Annotated in this window: 13 protein-coding genes; 9 read left to right on the top strand and 4 right to left on the bottom strand. The window is 62.3% G+C overall.

Going from position 1 to position 17,809, the window contains the following annotated elements; translation table 11 throughout:
* Positions 1-15 precede the first annotated feature (15 nt).
* From KJY40_RS16440 to KJY40_RS16425, 4 genes are all read right to left on the bottom strand, one after another.
* A complete protein-coding gene (locus KJY40_RS16440; RefSeq protein ID WP_230731210.1) occupies positions 16-1,092 on the bottom strand; it encodes an SMP-30/gluconolactonase/LRE family protein in 1,077 nt (358 codons plus the stop codon).
* On the bottom strand, positions 1,089-2,234 hold the full coding sequence (locus KJY40_RS16435) for a sterol desaturase family protein (RefSeq protein ID WP_230731209.1): 1,146 nt from the start codon (positions 2,232-2,234) through the stop codon (positions 1,089-1,091). The genes KJY40_RS16440 and KJY40_RS16435 overlap by 4 nt, the downstream gene beginning before the upstream one ends.
* A gap of 109 nt (positions 2,235-2,343) precedes the next feature.
* Entirely contained in the window at positions 2,344-3,207 is an 864-nt protein-coding gene (locus tag KJY40_RS16430; protein WP_230731207.1) for a LysR family transcriptional regulator, read from the bottom strand.
* A gap of 60 nt (positions 3,208-3,267) precedes the next feature.
* The gene (locus tag KJY40_RS16425; RefSeq protein ID WP_230731205.1) at positions 3,268-4,986 is read right to left on the bottom strand and encodes a hydrogenase maturation protein; all 1,719 of its coding nucleotides are present in this window, start codon (positions 4,984-4,986) and stop codon (positions 3,268-3,270) included.
* Positions 4,987-5,284: 298 nt separating this feature from the next.
* Here KJY40_RS16425 and KJY40_RS16420 point away from each other — a divergent pair, with 298 nt between their 5' ends.
* The 9 genes from KJY40_RS16420 (at position 5,285) to KJY40_RS16380 (ending at position 17,808) form a co-directional block, all read left to right on the top strand.
* Positions 5,285-5,791 (top strand): sigma-70 family RNA polymerase sigma factor, encoded by a 507-nt coding sequence (locus KJY40_RS16420; protein ID WP_011334510.1) that lies wholly within the window; start codon positions 5,285-5,287, stop codon positions 5,789-5,791.
* Positions 5,788-6,735 (top strand): FecR domain-containing protein, encoded by a 948-nt coding sequence (locus KJY40_RS16415; RefSeq protein WP_230731204.1) that lies wholly within the window; start codon positions 5,788-5,790, stop codon positions 6,733-6,735. Before KJY40_RS16420 ends, KJY40_RS16415 begins: the two co-directional genes overlap by 4 nt.
* 91 nt (positions 6,736-6,826) lie before the next feature.
* Entirely contained in the window at positions 6,827-9,751 is a 2,925-nt protein-coding gene (locus tag KJY40_RS16410) for a TonB-dependent receptor (protein WP_230731202.1), read from the top strand.
* A 254-nt stretch (positions 9,752-10,005) separates the two neighbouring features.
* On the top strand, positions 10,006-10,497 hold the full coding sequence (locus KJY40_RS16405) for an antitoxin Xre/MbcA/ParS toxin-binding domain-containing protein (RefSeq protein WP_230737708.1): 492 nt from the start codon (positions 10,006-10,008) through the stop codon (positions 10,495-10,497).
* Positions 10,494-10,997, top strand: coding sequence for an RES family NAD+ phosphorylase (locus KJY40_RS16400; RefSeq protein WP_230731200.1), 504 nt, complete (start codon positions 10,494-10,496; stop codon positions 10,995-10,997). Before KJY40_RS16405 ends, KJY40_RS16400 begins: the two co-directional genes overlap by 4 nt.
* 118 nt (positions 10,998-11,115) lie before the next feature.
* Complete coding sequence (locus tag KJY40_RS16395) at positions 11,116-13,770, top strand: TonB-dependent receptor (RefSeq protein ID WP_230731199.1); 2,655 nt, start codon at positions 11,116-11,118, stop codon at positions 13,768-13,770.
* A 114-nt stretch (positions 13,771-13,884) separates the two neighbouring features.
* On the top strand, positions 13,885-15,735 hold the full coding sequence (locus KJY40_RS16390) for an extracellular solute-binding protein (protein WP_230731198.1): 1,851 nt from the start codon (positions 13,885-13,887) through the stop codon (positions 15,733-15,735).
* Positions 15,722-16,786, top strand: coding sequence for a microcin C ABC transporter permease YejB (locus KJY40_RS16385; protein ID WP_085745481.1), 1,065 nt, complete (start codon positions 15,722-15,724; stop codon positions 16,784-16,786). Before KJY40_RS16390 ends, KJY40_RS16385 begins: the two co-directional genes overlap by 14 nt.
* Entirely contained in the window at positions 16,786-17,808 is a 1,023-nt protein-coding gene (locus KJY40_RS16380; RefSeq protein ID WP_230731197.1) for an ABC transporter permease, read from the top strand. Before KJY40_RS16385 ends, KJY40_RS16380 begins: the two co-directional genes overlap by 1 nt.
* Position 17,809 lies beyond the last annotated feature (1 nt).

Raw genomic sequence — 17,809 nt, 5'->3', positions numbered from 1 at the left:
CCGGCTGCCATCGCCTCACTTCAAGGCTGCCTCCAGCGGCATCCGCGCCATGTGCGTGGCCTTCAGCGAGCCGAAGTACAACCACTCGCCATACTCGCGCACCGTGGTGATCGGCGAGTAATTGCCGGCGCTGGCATCCTGCAGATTGGCGATCACCTTGCCCTCCAGATCCAGCCCCAGCACGAACCCGCGTTTCTCCACCGGTTTGGGCAGCACGGTCATCGCCCGCACGATCATCTTGCGTACGAACGGGTGTTCAGCGGTGCGATCCAGCAGCGGATTGCGCGGCGTGTACAGCGCCACCCAGAAGCGATCCCGGCCATTGAAGGCGAGGTTGTCCGGCAGCCCCGGCAGGTTGTCGATGAACAGGTCGTGAGTGCCGGCTTTGGGGCCGGTCAGCCAATAGCGGCTGATACGGTAGGCGCCGGTTTCGTTGACCAGCACATAGGCGTCTTCCGGGCCGAGGGTCACACCGTTGGCGAACTCCAGTTTGTCGAGCAACACGACGGTCTTGCCCGTCTGGAAGTCATAACGCAGCAGGCGTCCGTCGCCGCCGTGCTCGATGATTGCTTCACCATCGTGACCGTAACCCCAACGACTCGAAGCATCGCTGAAGTAGGCGTAATGCCCGGACTTGTCGATGGCCACGTCATCGGTAAACCCGAACGGCAGGCCATTGGCTTCGGTGGTCAGCGCCACCAGCCGACCCTGCGCATCGAGGGACAGCAAACCCTTGACCCCATCGGCGATCACCAGCAAACCGTTGGGATGCCGCGCCAGCCCCAGCGGCCGCCCGCCGGTATCCGCCAGCACCTTGCGTTGCTGGCCGTCGAGGCTGGTGCGCAGCAGGCGCCCGTCGTGCAGGCCGGTGATCAGAAAGTCGTTTTCCAGCAGCAGCGCTTCCGGGCCTTCGATGTCGCTCGGACCGACCTGCGCCGCGCTCTTGAGCCGCTGGTTGTCAACGAATTGGCCTTCGGTCAGCGAGGGCGCCGGTGGCGGCGTCCAGGCGATGGGCTCGACCTTGGTCGGCATCAACAGCAAAAAGCCCAGAACCCCGATAACCAGCAGCAACAGCAGATAACGCCATCTCACACGTGGGCTCCCGCGAGTGCCAGGTGCCGGGTCGCCATGTCACGCAGGGCGAGCATCGACGCCGCCGATTCACGATCGATGCGACGCTTGAGCAACAGGTGGTTGGCAATACGCATACCGATGCCCTCGAACTGGTAATCGAGGGTGCGCACGAACCGCGTGGCATCGTTTTGCGCCGAGCATTCATAGGTCAGCAGCAACGAAAGCCCCTGATCACCCTGGGCCCGGGCGCACCAACGCCGACCGGGCAGATACTCGGTGACCTCCCAGCGCAAATGCCCCTCGCGCCCGCCGGCGTGGATGTCCTCGTCGAATCGCGCGCCGGCATGCAATGCACCACTCGGGCCGTCGATCTTCAGCGAAGACGGGTGCCACTCCGGCCAGCGGCTGACGGTGGCGGCGTAGGCGAGGACGGCAACCGGATCACCGGCGATGTCGACTGTGTGCTGCATGCGGGTCATGGGCGTTCTCGAATCGGTCGAAGGGGCGGTTTCCGGCTCCCAGTAGAGGGTGCCGAACAGGTAGTCCATCAGCGGAAAAACGATATTGAAATTGCGCTCCTGCATGCGTTCGCGACGGTGATGCAGCTCGTGCAGACGGCGCATCTGGCGGATCCACGGCAGGCGGGTCAGCGGGTTCTGCGGCGGCAGATGCTCGCAGGCGTGAAACACTTCATAGGTCAGGTAGCCAAACACCATGCAGCCGCCGAACAGCCCGGCGACGTTGCTGTTGACCTGCGCGAACAGCCACCACAGGGGCAGGGTGATCGCCAGGGTGTGCAGCACGATCAGCCAGGCGGGGAACAGAATCACCCGCCAGTCGCGGGCGCCGTCGTAAGTCATGTGGCCGGGGGTGAAGAAACTGTGATGATCGCCGGCATGCCGGGCGTAGAACATCCGCGCGAAACTCTTTTTATGATGACCGAGGTGGCGGTGCACCATGTACACGCCGAAATTGAAGAACAGCAGGGTCAGCGGCACGGTCAGCCATTCCAGCGCCTGCACCTGGTGCACGCTGCTCCAGAACGCGCCGATGGCCAGCACGCCGAACAGCAGCACGAACGCGCCATGCAGCCACGGGTTGTAGCGGGGATGGATCGCCGCACGGTAGCGGCTGCGAAATGCCTCGGTGGTCTGCCTCACTGCGGTCACCTGCGGATTTTGTCGTTATCCCGGCAGATTAGCCGATCCCGCCGTTTGTGCTGGGGCAACCTTCAGGTCACAAATGCCATGCTCCGGTGTATAGCGGCCGTCAGCTCAACGGGTTCCAGCGCTGCGACCAGTCGTCATCGGCCCTGATCACTTCGCGCAGCAGATCGAACGCCTGTTGCAGGATCACCGAGTCGCGGTCGCGGGAGTAGACGAGGTAGGTCGGATAGCCGAATTCCGGGGCTTTGGACACCGGCTCCAGCGCGCCGCTTTCCAGATACGTGCGCACGACCCGGGTCCGGAAATAGCCGCTGCCGCCGTTCTCCAGGATGTATTGCAGGGCCAGCGGGCCGAGGTTGAAGCTCAGGGCGGCCTTGGCCTTTTCCGGCAGGGCGGCGTCGTGCTGGCGGCGGAAGTCCGGGCCCCAGTCGATGTACACGTAGGGGGCAGGGCGGCCGGGTGTGGTGACCAGAATCAGTTTCTCTTCCAGCACCTGCTCGACCTGCAGCCCCGGCCAGTATTCCGGTTGATAGACCAGTGCCGCGTCGAGCACCCCCAGTTCGAGCTGGCGCAGCAGGTTTTCGCCGTCGCGGATCTCCATGCGCAACGCATGACCGGGGATTTTCTCCCGCAGCTCGGCGGCCCAACTGAGCATCAGCGGGTTGCACAGGCTGACTTCGCCGCCGATGTGCAGCACGTTGTGATAGCCCTCGGGCAAGGGCAGGTCGCGGCGCGCCGCTTCCCAGGTCTGCACCAGCTGATTGGCGTAGACCACAAAGGCCTCGCCGTTAGCGGTCAGTCGTGCACCGGCGCGGTTGCGCACGAACAGTGTGCTGCCCAACTGGCTTTCGAGTTTCTGGACCCGGGCGGTAATTGCCGTTTGCGTGACGAACAGCTTTTCCGCCGCCGCGGCGAGGCTGCCGTGACGGACGATTTCCAGAAAGGTGCGGGCGAGGTCGATGTCCATGGGCGGGCCGGTGGTTGAGGTGCCCGCATTGTAAGGGCAGCCCCGGGACCGCGTCATTGTTCAGTCAGCCACTTCGACTTCACGCACCCGAGCCCAATCCTCCACCAACCGCGCCGGCGTACAGCAAGTCTTGCGCTTGTAGACGAAGTTGCGGCACTTCTCGGCAAACTGATTGCGGTTGTACAGCATGTCTTCCTGCATCTCCTGCAGCTCCGCCTCGCGGCACTGACGAATCAACACATGATCGACCCTCAGCTTGCGCTCCCGCACCGCAGCATAAGTCGGATCACTCAGCACACTGTTGGCCCGTTGCAGCAGCCACAACGAGAACTCGTCCGGACAGTGCGGGCCGATTTCCTGGATCATGCCCAGTTGCAGCGCCTGCGCAGCGCTGACCGGCAAACAGGCCTGGGTCAGTTGTTCAGCCATCGCCGGGCCGACGGCGCGGGGCAGGCTGTAGGTCCAGTATTCCGAGCCGTACAGGCCCATGCTCTTGTAATGCGGATTGAGCACGATATCGGCACGGGCGAACACGAGGTCAGCCGCCAGGGCAAGCATCACGCCACCGGCGCCAGCATTGCCGGTAACCCCGCTGACCACCAGTTGCCGTGCGCTGAGCAATTCTTCGCACACATCATCGATGGCCTGGATATTGGCCCAAGCTTCGGCGCCCGGATCTTCGGCGGCCTGAATCACGTTCAAATGCACGCCGTTGGAAAAACTGCCGCGTCCACCCTTGATCAACAGCACCTGAGTGTCGCGGGATTTGGCCCAGCGCAGGGCCTCGACCATACGCCGGCATTGCTCGGTGCTCATGGCGCCGTTGTAGAACTCCAGCGTCAGCTCGCCGACCTGCCCGGACTCGCGATAACGGATCGGCTGATACGCCTCGTCGCTGAAAGGCGCGTTGGCAACCGACCAGTCCAGCACCGGCACACCAGACAACTTCCCGGCCAGGACATGCCGCGCCGGACGCTTGAAGGTTTCTTCACCCGGTTGCGGTTTGCGCCGCAACGAGCCGATCCACAGGCTGTGATCACCGGTCGCCACCAGCACCGCGTCGTCGTGTACCGCGAGAATCTCGCCGGGCATGCCGGTGCGCTGATCGAGGTGCGCGTCGTACACGTAATACTGCCCGCCGGCGAGGCTGGCGAGTACGCCGGGCTGGCCGTCCGCCGCATCGATGCAACGCTTGATGAAGCGCGAACAGTCGTGCCAGCTGAAGGTGCGGTCGTCCTGTTTCATGTTCCGCTGCAAACGCCCGCGCACTGTCGGATCGTTGTAATCCAGCGCCACCGGCTCGAGGCCGTCGATGAATTTCTCCACCACTTCACGGATGCAACAGATCGCCGCGTCGCTGACCCGACCGTTGTACAGCTCGGATTTGCGCAGGCCGGTCGGCAGGTTGAATTCGCAGGTGGTCCAGACCGGACCGGCGTCCATTTCTTCCACCGCTTGCAGGGCGGTTACGCCCCAAGACGGCAGCTCGCGCATGATCGCCCAGTCCAGTGCGCTGGCACCGCGATCGCCGACGATGCCGGGGTGAATGATCACCACCGGACGCTGCGGATTGCTCCACAGCGCGTGGGGAACGCGATCCTTGAGGAACGGGCAGATCACCAGATCTGCGCCGCTGTTTTCGATCTGTTCGCACACGGCGGCTTCATCGGTGAACAGCACCACGCTGGGTGAGTGACCGGCCTGACGCAGTTCCAGCCAGGCACGCTGAGTCAGGCCGTTGAACGCCGACGACAGAAGAATGATGTTGAGTGATCGCATGATTGCTCTTCCTTGAAAAGTCAGCCGCAGGCTCCCGGTGAACCGTCCGTGGCTATCGATGGAGGCGCAAGGTTAGAGACTGGCGTGGTCGGCGCCACTGATCGAGATCAACGTTGTGTCAGCCAATGTTGCCGTGGCGATGAGGTGCCTTATTCTCAAAGGTTTGCTGATCCTGATTTTTTATTACTTCAAATGTCTCAGGCGCTATTGCACAGTCGCACCCCTGATCACCGCCGGAAGATCCCGGCGTATCCATGGATTTTCGCAGCGGGTGGAGCCCGTTTTCAGGGAGTAAGGCATGGGGAGTCACAACCCGCATTACCAGGTCATCGGGCAGATGTTCCAAAAGGACTACCGATGGTTGTGCGCAGCGGTGAGCCGTACCCTCGGCTGCCCGCACAGCGCACAGGACATTGCTTCGGAAACCTTTCTTCGGGTCCTGGCACTTCCCGATCCGCTGGCGATTCGCGAACCCCGCGCGCTGCTGACCACGATTGCCCGGCGGCTGGTCTACGAAGGCTGGCGCCGGCAGGACCTGGAGCGCGCTTACCTGCAAAGCCTGGCACTGGCGCCGGAGCCGGTGCATCCGTCGCCCGAGGAACGGGAGTTGGTGATCGAAACGCTGCTGGCGGTGGATCGCTTGCTCAATGGCCTGTCGGCCAAAGCCAAGGCTGCGTTTCTCTATCACCAGCTCGACGGCCTGACCTACAGCGAAATCGGCGAACGCCTCGGCGTGTCCACCAGTCGTGTGCAGCAATACATGGTCGAAGCCTTCAAACGTTGCTATCAGGCGATGCAGGCATGAGGCCGGACGAAACGCTGATCGACGAAGCGGCGCAATGGATGGCGCTGCTGCAATCGGGGCATGTCAGCTTGCAGGAGCGCGCCGCCTTCGACGCCTGGCGCACGGCGGATCCACGGCATCAGCAGATCATCGAGCAAATGGGCGGCGGGCTGAACCTGCTTCGCCATTCGAACCTTCGTGGTTTGCCGCGTGAGAGTGTGTTGCACAGCCTGAATGCACCGTCCAGTCGGCGTCGATTCCTCAGCGGCAGTTTGAGCGTACTCGGGATCGCGGTGCTGGCCGGTTTGCTCGGTCGACGTTATGGCTGGTTGCCCGAGGCCGGCGAGTTGTCGACCGGTACCGGCGAGCGTCGGGAATTCACGCTGGAGGATGGCAGCGCTCTGACCCTCAATGCCCGCAGCCGCGTGGTGCCGCGCTTCAACAATCTCGAACGTTTGCTGGACCTGCGCAGCGGTGAGCTGCTGATCGATGTGGCGAAAAATCTGGCCCGACCGTTTGTGGTCGAAACCGGGCATGGGCGGATGCGTGCGCTCGGGACCAAATTCCTGGTGCAGCGCGGTGAGGATTCGACGCGGCTGGTGATGCTGCATTCACAGGTCGAAGTGGTCACCGCCAGCGGCGCGCGGCAAGTGGTGGAGGCGGGCGAAAGTCTGCTGTTCAACAGGCAGGAAATCCTCGCGCTGGAACCCAGCAAAGGGCAGGAAAGTGCCTGGGTGCAAGGGCGGCTTGAAGTGCGCGATCGGCCCTTGAGCGAAGTCATCGACAGCCTGCGCAGCTACCGTCGCGGCATCCTGCACCTGAGCCCCGAGGTCGCCGGTTTGCGCCTCAGCGGTCTCTATTCGCTGGACGACAGCGACCGCACGCTGCAACTGCTGGAGCGTTCGCTGCCAATCCGCGTCACCTGGCACAACCCGTACTGGGTGAGCATCGAAGCGCGGTTATAAATCCATAACTTCCTGGTCTATCCGTCCCCCTATAAAAAGCGCCGGCCCGCTGCTCATTCCCTGCAGACGCCTTCAACAGGGAAGCCCCTCGATGTTCTCATTCAAACAACAACAATTGTCCCGCCTGACGCTGGCCATCGTACTGGCGACGGGCATGGCTCCGGTCGCCGTTCTGGCACAAGACGCTGCCGCTCAGGTCTTTACTTTCGACATTGCCGCCGGGGCCCTCGACGAGGTCCTGCTGGACATCTCGCGCCAGACCGGCGTGCCGATTTCCTTCAGTCAGAGTCTGGTTCAGGGCAAGCGCAGCAGTGCGGTGCGCGGTGCGTTGGGTGGCAGGCAAGCGGTGGAAAAGGCCTTGATCGGCAGCGGTCTGCAAGTCGAGCAGGGCACTCAGGGCCTGAGCATTCGCCCGGCCGATGCGCCGAGCGCCGCGCCCGTGAAAGCCGCTGCTGTGGCACCCGCCAGCAACGCCGATTACCGCATGGAAAAAGTCACCGTCACCGGCTCGCGGATTGCCCGGGCGCAGAGCGATGGCGCGACGCCGGTCAACGTCATCACCCACGAAGAAATGGAAGCGCGCGGCTACAAGAACGTCTACGACGCGCTCGCGACGCAAACGCAAAACACCGGCATGACCCAGGGCGAAGACTACGGCAACACCTGGCAACCGGCTGCCAGCGCCCTCAACCTGCGCGGCCTAGGCCCCAACCACACGCTGGTGCTGATCAATGGCCGACGGGTCGCCGATTACCCGACGCCGTACGATGGCAAGGTCAACTTCACCAACCTGGCGAACATTCCGTCGGCGATCATCGACCGCATCGAAGTGCTCAGCAGCGGCGCCTCGGCGATCTACGGGTCGGACGCGATTGCCGGGGTGGTGAACATCATCCTCAAGGACAAAATGAATGGCGTCGACGTCAACCTCAAGGGCGGCACCAGCGAGCGCGGGGGCGGTGACAACCAGCGCTTGCAGATCAGCGGCGGCGGCAGCTGGGGCGACTTCGACGGTTTGTTCGGACTTGAACTGACCAACCGCGATCCGATCTGGGCCGATGATCGCGGTTTCATGCAGAGCGGGCCGTTGGCGGATGTCGGCTACCGTCGCGACCTGACCAACAACCGCTATCTGGGACCCGGTTGCGGCGCCTATCAAGGCACGTTCGACAACAAGCTGTTCAACAGCGGCGGACGTTGCCGCACCGACCAGATGTACAACGATTACTGGACGGTGCAGACCCAGAAGGAAAACTACGACGGCTATACCCGTGGCACCTGGCATTTCAGCGACAGCGGCCAGGTCTTCGCCGATCTGATGTACGGCCTCGATCACATCCAGAACAACACGCGTGGCCCGAGCTTCACCTCGCCGGATTTCATCAACCAGAACAGCGGCAATCTGGAGCGCTGGTATCGGCGCTTTGGTGAAGAGGAAATCGGCGGGCGCACCCGCAACAACAGCAAGTGGCGCGATACCTCATGGACCGGCACCCTCGGCCTCTCCGACAAGATCGCCGACACCGGGTGGAACTATGAACTGGCGGCCAACCGCTCCGAATACAAAAGCGTGCGCACCACCCGTTACACGCCGCTGTCGTCAATCCAGGACTTCTACCTCGGCCCGCAACTGGGTACCCGTGGCGGTTACCCGGTATTCGCGCCGGATGCCTCGCGCCTCGACCGGCCACTGACGCCGCAGGAGTGGGAGCAGTTTCGCGGCAACCTGACGCAGAGCAGCAAGTCGGTGTCGACCAGTTACAACGCGTCGGTCAACGGCGATTTGTTTGACCTGCCGGCCGGCCCGGTGGGATTCGCCGGCGTGCTTGAGGCGGGCAAGCAGGAATACCGCATCGACCCGGACGACAGCCTCAACGACGGCAGTTTCTACGGCGTGACCCCGGCGCAAAGCTCCGGCGGTTCGCGCAAGCGTTACGCGGCCGGTGGCGAGTTCAGCATTCCGCTCACCGACACGGTGCTGGCGACAGCCGCAGGGCGCTGGGACCAATACAAATTCAGCGGCCGCACCGAGCAGCAGAAGACCTACAACCTCGGCCTGGAATGGCGGCCGGTGAACAGCCTGCTGGTGCGCGGCAGCTACGGCACCAGTTTCCGCGCCCCGGACCTGAACTACATCTATCAATCCGACAGCAACGGTTACTACCCGGCGCAGATCGACTATTACGGTTGCAGCCAGGGCGTGGAGGGCGCCTGTGATCGCGGGCGGGTCGATTACACCCAAAGCGGCACGGCGGATCTGGAATCCGAACGCGGCAAATCCTGGACCTACGGTTTCGTCTGGTCGCCGTCGCGCAATTTCGATTTCTCCACCGATTTCTGGCGGGTGGAGATCGACGACCTGCTGACCACCGTCGACGAAAACCGTCTGCTGCAGCAAGAGAACGAATGCCGCAATGGCACCCAGGACATCAACTCGGCCAACTGCCAGTCGACCCTGGCGCGCGTCGATCGCAATCCCGGCAATGCCGCCATCGATCCCAACCAGTTGCAGCGGGTGCGGGTGAACGCGATCAACGCCGCCAGCGAACGGGTCAGCGGCCTGGACTTCAAGAGCAACATCCGCTGGGGCGCCGGGCAGTACGGCGCGTTCAGTTCGACGCTGGGCTACACCCTGGTGCTCTCGCATTACTACAAGGAATCGGACGAAGCCCCGACCCAGGACTGGCGCACCTCGCGCACCAACTACGACTGGCGCAGCAAGGTCAACGCCAGCCTGACCTGGGATTACCAGAAGGCCACGGCAACGCTGATGGGGATTCGTTACGGCTCGGTCACCAACGGCGCGGGCGACGGGCGTCTGTCGCCGTGGACGGTGTTCAACGCCAGTGCGCGGTACAAGCTCAGTGACCGGGCGAGTGTCGGGCTGACCGTGAACAACGTGCTCAACCAGGTCAAGCATGACGACTCGGCGGGATGGCCGTATTACCCCACCGGCAACTACGACCCGTACGGGCGCCAGTGGTGGCTGGATGTGAGTTATCACTTCGGCAGTTGAGGGCGGAATGACGCTCGGCAGCGTCCTACGGAAGTTGCCGGACTTTGGGCGAAAACGGGGAAATTTCCGACGATTTTTTAAGGTTGGCCGTCGGAAGCGTGATCTATAGCATCGTCGATGACATTGAAGTCGTTAACGGCCTGATCACTCAGGCCTCTGATAATGGATTGATCATGCGAACTGCACTCCTCGAATACGAAACGCCTGCTTATTCCGCTCGCCATCAGTGGCGCGATGATCGTGCCCGGTGCCCCATGGAGGATGTCGCGTTGCCCAGCGCAAAAGTACCCCGGTTGGCGGGCTTGAAGAAGGTCGAGGGCAAGCCTGTCGAATTGCTCGTGCATGGCCGGAACATCGGTGATGACGCCCTGCTGATTGTTCGGCTTACCGATGAAGGTTTCGAGCTGAACGATGTCGTCGACATGCTTTCAACCTCCGAGCTTTACCAGCAAGGCGATGTGGTCAAACTCATCACTGGCAAGTCGGTCAGAACGGTACGGCGGCTGCTGAAGGAAGGAACGCCGGTACGGCTTGACCCGCAGCAGAGTGTCATCGCCTACCAATATGCATTGGTGCTGGAGTTGGCCATTCGGGCCTTCGGGGGGCAACCACGGGCGGAGGACTGGCTGCAGAAACCCTCTACCTATTTTCACGGTCATGTGCCGCTGGAGTTGACCCTGCATCCATTGGGTTTTCAGATGGTCGAGCAGTATTTGCAGCAGCTTATTTACGGGGTTTACCCATGAACCCCTTGCCGTGGGACGAGCATTGGTATGCGTGGCGGCTGGATCGCGAGGTTTATGGAGGGACGTGGGACAGCGGGATGGGGTCAAAGCTCAGAGGCGGTCGATGGAACATACCAGGACGACGCGTCGTCTACGCATCCGTCGATCCTTCCTCGGCCATTCTTGAGGTGGCAGCCAACCGCAGTTTTGATGCCCTGGACAGCGAGCCTTATGTGTTGACGTGCTTTGAGGTCATCAGCGACGCGAAGGTGAAAATCGTGCAGCCCGAAGAGGTGCCGAACCCTTACTGGCTGAGCCCTGCACAGCCTTCACCCAATCAGCAATTGTTTGCCGATGCGTTGCTGGCCGAGCACCCGTTTGTACTAATTCCATCGGCGGCAACCCGGCATTCGTGGAACTTGCTGGTGAGCTGCGACCTGGCAGAGGGGCAGTTCAGAATGGTCTCGCAGGAGCGGTTCGGGCTTGATACCCGATTACTCGGGGAAATGGCGTTGGTCTGATGAAGCGTCATTCTGCAATTTGCATAACCTCAGCACCCAACGGTCTAAATCGCGCTCTATAAATCAACATCCGCCATCGCACATCCCTGCATAAACCAAAACGCAGGGATGGCTGTTCATGATCCATTTTTCACCCGTTAAATCCCCTTTGAGCCTGGCCTTGCTGCTGGCGATCAACACATTGCCGGCCCTCGCTGCCAATAGCACGGCGAACGAACCGACCACCCAACTGCAACGGGTCGAAGTCACCGGCACTGCGATTCGTCGGGTCGATGCCGAAACCGCCGTGCCGGTCACCATCCTGCGGGTCGAGGAGTTGCAGAAGCAGGGCGTGACCACTACTGAAGAGCTGGTCAACCGCATCTCGGCCAACCAGTCTTCGGTGGTCTCCGGGCGCTCGGTGGGGTCGAGCAGCGGCGGGGCTTCCTACGCCGACCTGCGCGGGATCGGCCCGAACAAGACACTGGTCCTGCTCAACGGTCGGCGCCTGAGCAACAACGCGACCAACGCCATCAACGGCTCCGGTGTCGACCTCAACACCATCCCGTTCGCCGCCATCGACCGGGTAGAGGTGCTACGCGATGGCGCGTCGGCGCTGTACGGCACCGATGCCATCGGCGGAGTGATCAATTTCATTACCAAGACCAGTCTCACCGAAGGCCAGATCAGCACCAACTACGACACGCCGACCCATTCCGGTGGCGGTGAAAGCCGCAACTTCAGCGGCAGTTGGGGGTTCGGTGATTTGCAGGATGATCGCTTCAACGTTTTCGGCGTGGTGAGCTATGACAAGCAGAATCGCCTGGCCGCCGATGATCGGGGTTACACCTATAACTACCAGCCGGGGCGCGGCCTCGATTACACCTCCGGCACGGCGTCGCCCGCCAACTGGAGCCAGGGCAGCAACGCTACCAACCCGTTGGCCGGTTCCGGTTGCAATGCGCCGGGGTTGCTGTCGCGCAATGGCATCTGCCGCCAGAGCCTGTGGAGTTACCTGGATTTGGTGCCGGAAACCGAGAAGACCTCGGCCTTCGCCAAGGCTACGGGCAAGCTGTCGGACGATCACAACGTCAGCCTCGAATACTTCTGGGCCCGCAACGAAAACCGTACGCAGATCGGGCCCGGCACCTTGATGGGCAATCAGGTCAATCCTGGCACCGCGTTCTATCCGGGTAACGGCATTACGCCCGGCCCGAGCGGTTTTGCCCTCGACCCAACGCAGCCGGTGGACGTGAACTGGCGTGAAACTGCCGTCGGTGCGCGTCAGCATGAGGATGACAACACCGGTCAGCGCCTGCTGTTGAGCTTCGACGGCACGCTGGTGGGGTGGGATTACAACCTCGGCGCGTCGTACAACCAGAACAAGGTGGTCAACACGATTCGCAGCGGTTATGTGAATGACCGCGCCGTCAGCCAGGGCATTGCCAACGGCGTGATCAACCCGTTCGGTCCGCAGACGGCAGCCGGTTCGGCGTTGCTGGCGGCCAATGAGGTAGACGGCGATTACGCGACGGCGGTGGGCCGGGTCAAGGCGGTTGACGGGCGCATCAGCCGCGAAATAGGCGACTGGTTCGGTGCAGGGCCTTCGGCGCTGGCGCTGGGCGGTGAGTACCGCAAGGAAGACTTCCATCAGGATTTCGCCGCGTTTGCCGGCGACGTGCAGAGCCTGGGAGTCGATCCCAACGGCAGTGTGGAGGGTGATCGCAGCGTCTCGGCGCAGTACGCCGAGGTCAACGTGCCGGTGCTCGACAGCCTTGAGTTGTCCGCCGCAGTGCGCCACGACAAGTACAGCGATTTCGGCAGCACCACCAACCCGAAATACTCGTTCCGCTTCCAGCCGTTCAAGGAGCTGGTGGTGCGTGGAGCCTACAGTGAAGGCTTCCGTGCGCCGTCGCTTTATGAGTTGTACAACCCGACGTTCACCTCGTTCACCAATGCCAACTACAACGACCCGCGCCTTTGCGCCGGTGGCAACCCGAGCAACGGCGGCATTGCCAACCGCGACTGTGCCCAACAGTTCAATCGCACCTCCGGCGGCAACACCGACTTGAGCCCGGAAACCGCACGCAACGTCACCCTCGGTTTCGTTTATCAGCCATTCGATCGCTTGACCACCGGGCTGGATTTCTGGTGGATCGACATCGCCAACCAGATCGCCGAATTCCCCGAATCGGCGGTGTTCGAGAACCCGGAGCTGTACTCGGAGCGCCTGATCCGCAAGCCTGATGGCTCCATCGATCACATCGTCACTGGCCTGGCCAACCTCGGCAAGATCAAGACCAACGGCGTCGACGTGAGCTTCGACTATCGCTTGCCGAGCACACCGTACGGCGATTTCGGCATCGGCCTGCAAGGCACTTACGTCACTCGTTACGACTATCAGCAGCAGCTCAAGGGCGACTACATCGACAAGCTCGGCGATTTTCGTGGCGGCGACTTTGCCTCGGCCGGCGCCGTGGCCCGTTGGCGTCACAGCCTGACCGGCAGCTGGAACTACGGCCCGCTCGGCGCAAGTCTGACCAACCGCTACACCAGCGGTTACCACGACTCGGATCGCGAGACTCACGATTACGTCGGTTCTTACAACGTCTGGGACGTGGCCGGCACCTATACCTGGCGCAAGACCCTGGCGGTGACCCTCGGGGTGAAAAACCTGTTCGACCGCGAGCCGCCATTCAGCAATCAGACCTACACGTTCCAGAGCGGCTACGACCCGAAATACGGCGACCCGTTTGGCCGCACGTTGTACACGCGGGTCAATTACAAGTTCTGAGAATGATCGGTCGGGGCGGGTTTTAGTAACACATCGTTCTAACCCCCGCCCTATAAAAATGCCCGGCCTGTTGCACATCACAGTCAGGCAGGCACGTGGTGAAAGGATCTGCCCATGTTTTCCAGAGTCATTCTGTTCAGCGTCGGTCTGTTGCTGAGCCCGGCGCTGTTCGCCGCGCCTCAACATGCCCTCACGGTCTATGGCGAAGCCCCGAAATACGCCCCGGACTTCCAGCACCTGGCCTACGCCAACCCCGACGCGCCCAAGGGTGGAACCTTGCGCCGCTCTTCACTGGAGAGCGGTCCGTTCGATCACCTGATTCCCTACATCGACAAAGGCACCGGCGTTGCCGACATCGACGGCTGGCTCTATGCGCCGCTGGCCTATCGCAGCAAGGACGAGCCCTACAGCGTCTACGGTCTGGTCGCGCAACGGATGGAGCTGGGCGCGGACCGGCGCTGGCTGCGCTTTTATCTGAACCCCAAGGCCCGGTTCGAGGACGGCACGCCGATCACCGCCGGAGACGTGCGCTACACCTTCGAGCTGTTCACCACTCAGGGCAGCCTCAAGTATCGCCAGCAGTTTCGCGATGTCGCCGAGGTGCAGGTCGAGTCGCCGACCCAGGTGCGTTTCGTGTTCAAGAACAACGAGAGCCGAACCTTGCCGCTGGATCTGGCGACGTTGCCAGTGCTGCCCGAGCATTGGTGGCGCACGCGCAATTTCGCCGATGGCGCAGGCTTCGAGATTCCGCCGGGCAGCGGACCGTACAAGGTCAGCGCGGTGGACGCCGGACGCAGCGTGAAATTCCAGCGGATCAAGGACTGGTGGGCCAAAGACCTGCCGATCACTCGCGGGCTCTACAACTTCGATCAGTTGAGCGTGGAATTTTTCGCCGACACCGACGTGTCGCGACAAGTGCTCAAGGCCGGCGGTTTCGATTACAACCGCGAGTTCTCCGCCACCAGTTACACCATCGGTTACGCCGGCGCGGCGCTGGAGCAGGGCAAGTTGCTGCGCGAACACCTCGCACCCGGCGCCGCGCAAGGTGCCCAGGGGTTTGTGTTCAATCTGCAGAAGCCGATGTTTCAGGATCGTAGGGTGCGGCAGGCGATCGCCATGCTCTGGGATTTCGAATGGAGCAACCGGCAGATGATGCGCAGCATGTACCTGCGCCAGCGCAGCTTCTTTTCCCACAGCGCGTTGTCGGCCACCGAACTGCCGGATGCCGAAGAACTGAAAATCCTCGAACCATGGCGCGGCAGGATTCCCGATGAAGTCTTCAGCCAGGTGTTCGAGGCGCCGCGCACCGACGGTAGCGGCAACATCCGCGCGCAGCAGTTGCAGGCGCTGAAATTGCTGGAGGCTGCTGGTTGGAAACCCCGTGGCGATCAATTGATGAATGCCGCCGGGGAGCCGTTGCAATTCACTTTTCTCAACGGCCAGAAGGGCTTCGAGCGTCTGCTGCTGCCGTTCAAGCGCAACCTGGCGCAGATCGGCATCGGCTTCGATATTCGTCAGGTCGACACCGCGCAATACACCAACCGCGTGCGCAGCCGCGACTACGACATGATCGTCGTCGGTTACCCGGTGAGTCAGGCGCCGGGGCGCGAGCTGTTCAACTATTTCGGCTCCGACGGTGCCGACGATCCTGGCTCCAACAACTACATGGTGTTGCGCGACCCGGCGGTGGATGCGCTGCTCGAAGGCGTGGTCCAGGCCGACAATCGCGAGAGTCTTCTGCGCCATGCTCATGCGCTGGATCGGGTGTTGCAATGGGGCTACTACTGGATTCCCAACTATTACCCGCCGGGGATTTCCACGGTCTGGTGGAACCGCTTCGGTCGCCCGGCAATTGCGCCGCTGTACGACGCCGGCCTCGATACCTGGTGGGAAATCAGTCCGACCGCGCTGACCTCGACGCAGATGCAGCAACAGCAAAAGGAGTACGCCCATGTGGGGTTATAGCCTGCGGCGTCTGCTGCTGATCGTGCCGACCTTGCTGGCGATTCTGCTGGTGAACTTCGTGATCGTGCAGGCCGCGCCCGGTGGCCCGGTCGAACAGGCCATCGCCCGCTTGCAGGGGATTGGTGTCGGTGCGGCGGTGGGGGCCAGTCATGTCGAGAGCATTGGCGGCGAGTCCCGCGCGACCCGTGGCCTGGACCCGAAGCTGGTGGCCGAGATCGAGCGCCAGTACGGCTTCGACAAAAGCGCCGGCGAGCGCTTGTGGCTGATGCTCAAGAGCTACGCGCAACTGGACTTCGGCAAGAGTTTTTTCCGGGGGGCGTCGGTGACCGAGCTGATCTGGCAGAAGCTGCCGGTGACCTTGTCGCTAGGTTTGTGGGCGACGCTGATCACCTATCTGGTGTCGATTCCGCTGGGCATCCGCAAGGCCGTGCACAACGGTTCGGCGTTCGATGTCTGGAGCAGCGCGGCGATCATCATCGGCTACGCGATGCCCGGCTTTCTGTTTGCGCTGTTGCTGATCGTGGTGTTCGCCGGCGGTACGGCGCTGGACTGGTTTCCGGTGCGCGGGCTGGTCTCGGACAACTTTGCCGAGCTGTCGCTGTGGGGCAAGGTCGCTGACTACTTCTGGCATCTGGTGTTGCCGGTCAGCGCGCTGGTGATCGGCGGGTTTGCAACGCTGACGATCCTGACCAAGAACAGCTTCCTCAACGAGATCTCGCGGTTGTACGTGGTCACGGCCCGGGCCAAGGGCCTGAGTGAACGACAGGTGTTATACGGGCATGTGTTTCGCAACGCGATGCTGCTGGTGGTGGCCGGATTGCCTCAGGCATTGGTCACGGTGTTCTTCGGCGGTTCGTTACTGATCGAAGTGATCTTCTCCCTCGACGGTCTCGGCCGCCTGAGTTACGAAGCGGCGGTGTCGCGGGATTACCCGGTGGTGTTCGGTTCGCTGTTCATCTTCACCCTGTTCGGGCTCTTGATAAAACTGTTGGGCGACCTGTGCTACACGCTGGTCGATCCGCGCATCGATTTCACCGCGAGGACTGCCTGATGCCGACGCTTTCTCCCATCGGACAGCGCCGTTGGGCGCGGTTCAAGGCCCATCGACGCGGCTGGTGGTCGTTGTGGCTGTTTCTCGCGCTGTTCGGCCTGAGCCTGGGCGGCGAACTGGTCGCCAACGACAAACCGTTGCTGGTGACGTATCAGGGCGAGTGGTATTTCCCGGCGTTCAAGCGCTACACCGAGCAGGACTTCGGCGGCGAGCTGCCGTTCCAGCCCGACTACCGCAGCGTCCAGGTGCGTGAACTGATCGAGGGGCTGGGCGGGCGGATGTGGTTTGCGCCGATCCCGTTCGGATTCGATACGGCCAACTACGACCTCACCGAACCGGCCCCGAGCCCGCCCACCGCTGAAAACTGGCTGGGCACCGACGATCAGGCGCGGGATGTGCTGGCGCGGGTGATATTCGGCACGCGGGTATCGCTGTTGTTCGCATTGGCATTGACGGCGGTGAGCGCGTTGATCGGCATCGCCGCCGGTGCCTTGCAGGGCTATTACGGCGGCTGGGTCGACTTGCTCGGGCAGCGTTTGCTGGAAGTGTGGTCGGGGCTGCCGGTGCTTTATCTGTTGATCATTCTGTCGGGCTTCGTCGAGCCGAATTTCTGGTGGTTGCTGGGGATCATGGCGCTGTTTTCCTGGCTGAGTCTGGTGGATGTGGTGCGCGCCGAGTTCCTGCGCAGCCGGGGGCTTGAGTATGTGAAAGCGGCGCGGGCGCTGGGTGTCGGCGATGCGCAGGTGATCGTGCGGCACATTCTGCCCAATGCCATGAGTGCAACGTTGACGTACCTGCCGTTCATTCTGACCGGGGCGATTGCGACGTTGTCGGCGCTGGATTTTCTCGGCTTCGGCATGCCCGCCGGCAGTGCTTCGCTGGGCGAGCTGATCGGTCAGGGCAAGAACAATCTGCAAGCACCGTGGCTGGGGCTGACGGCTTTTTTTGCCCTGGCGCTGATTCTTTCACTACTCGTATTCATCGGCGAAGCCTGCCGTGATGCCTTCGACCCCAGGACTTGAT

The organism is Pseudomonas fitomaticsae, assembly GCF_021018765.1.
In the GTDB taxonomy this organism is placed as follows: Bacteria; Pseudomonadota; Gammaproteobacteria; order Pseudomonadales; family Pseudomonadaceae; genus Aquipseudomonas; species Aquipseudomonas fitomaticsae.
The sequence above is the reverse complement of the archived record's forward strand: the minus strand, read 5'-3'. Positions and strand labels throughout refer to the sequence as shown.

Coding starts and splice junctions, on each gene's coding strand:
- KJY40_RS16430 (WP_230731207.1), bottom strand. CDS start 3,207: ATGGACATCGACCTCGCCCGCACCTTTCTGGAAATCGTCCGTCACGGC.
- KJY40_RS16425 (WP_230731205.1), bottom strand. CDS start 4,986: ATGCGATCACTCAACATCATTCTTCTGTCGTCGGCGTTCAACGGCCTG.
- KJY40_RS16420 (WP_011334510.1), top strand. CDS start 5,285: ATGGGGAGTCACAACCCGCATTACCAGGTCATCGGGCAGATGTTCCAA.
- KJY40_RS16415 (WP_230731204.1), top strand. CDS start 5,788: ATGAGGCCGGACGAAACGCTGATCGACGAAGCGGCGCAATGGATGGCG.
- KJY40_RS16410 (WP_230731202.1), top strand. CDS start 6,827: ATGTTCTCATTCAAACAACAACAATTGTCCCGCCTGACGCTGGCCATC.
- KJY40_RS16405 (WP_230737708.1), top strand. CDS start 10,006: ATGGAGGATGTCGCGTTGCCCAGCGCAAAAGTACCCCGGTTGGCGGGC.
- KJY40_RS16400 (WP_230731200.1), top strand. CDS start 10,494: ATGAACCCCTTGCCGTGGGACGAGCATTGGTATGCGTGGCGGCTGGAT.
- KJY40_RS16395 (WP_230731199.1), top strand. CDS start 11,116: ATGATCCATTTTTCACCCGTTAAATCCCCTTTGAGCCTGGCCTTGCTG.
- KJY40_RS16390 (WP_230731198.1), top strand. CDS start 13,885: ATGTTTTCCAGAGTCATTCTGTTCAGCGTCGGTCTGTTGCTGAGCCCG.
- KJY40_RS16385 (WP_085745481.1), top strand. CDS start 15,722: ATGTGGGGTTATAGCCTGCGGCGTCTGCTGCTGATCGTGCCGACCTTG.
- KJY40_RS16380 (WP_230731197.1), top strand. CDS start 16,786: ATGCCGACGCTTTCTCCCATCGGACAGCGCCGTTGGGCGCGGTTCAAG.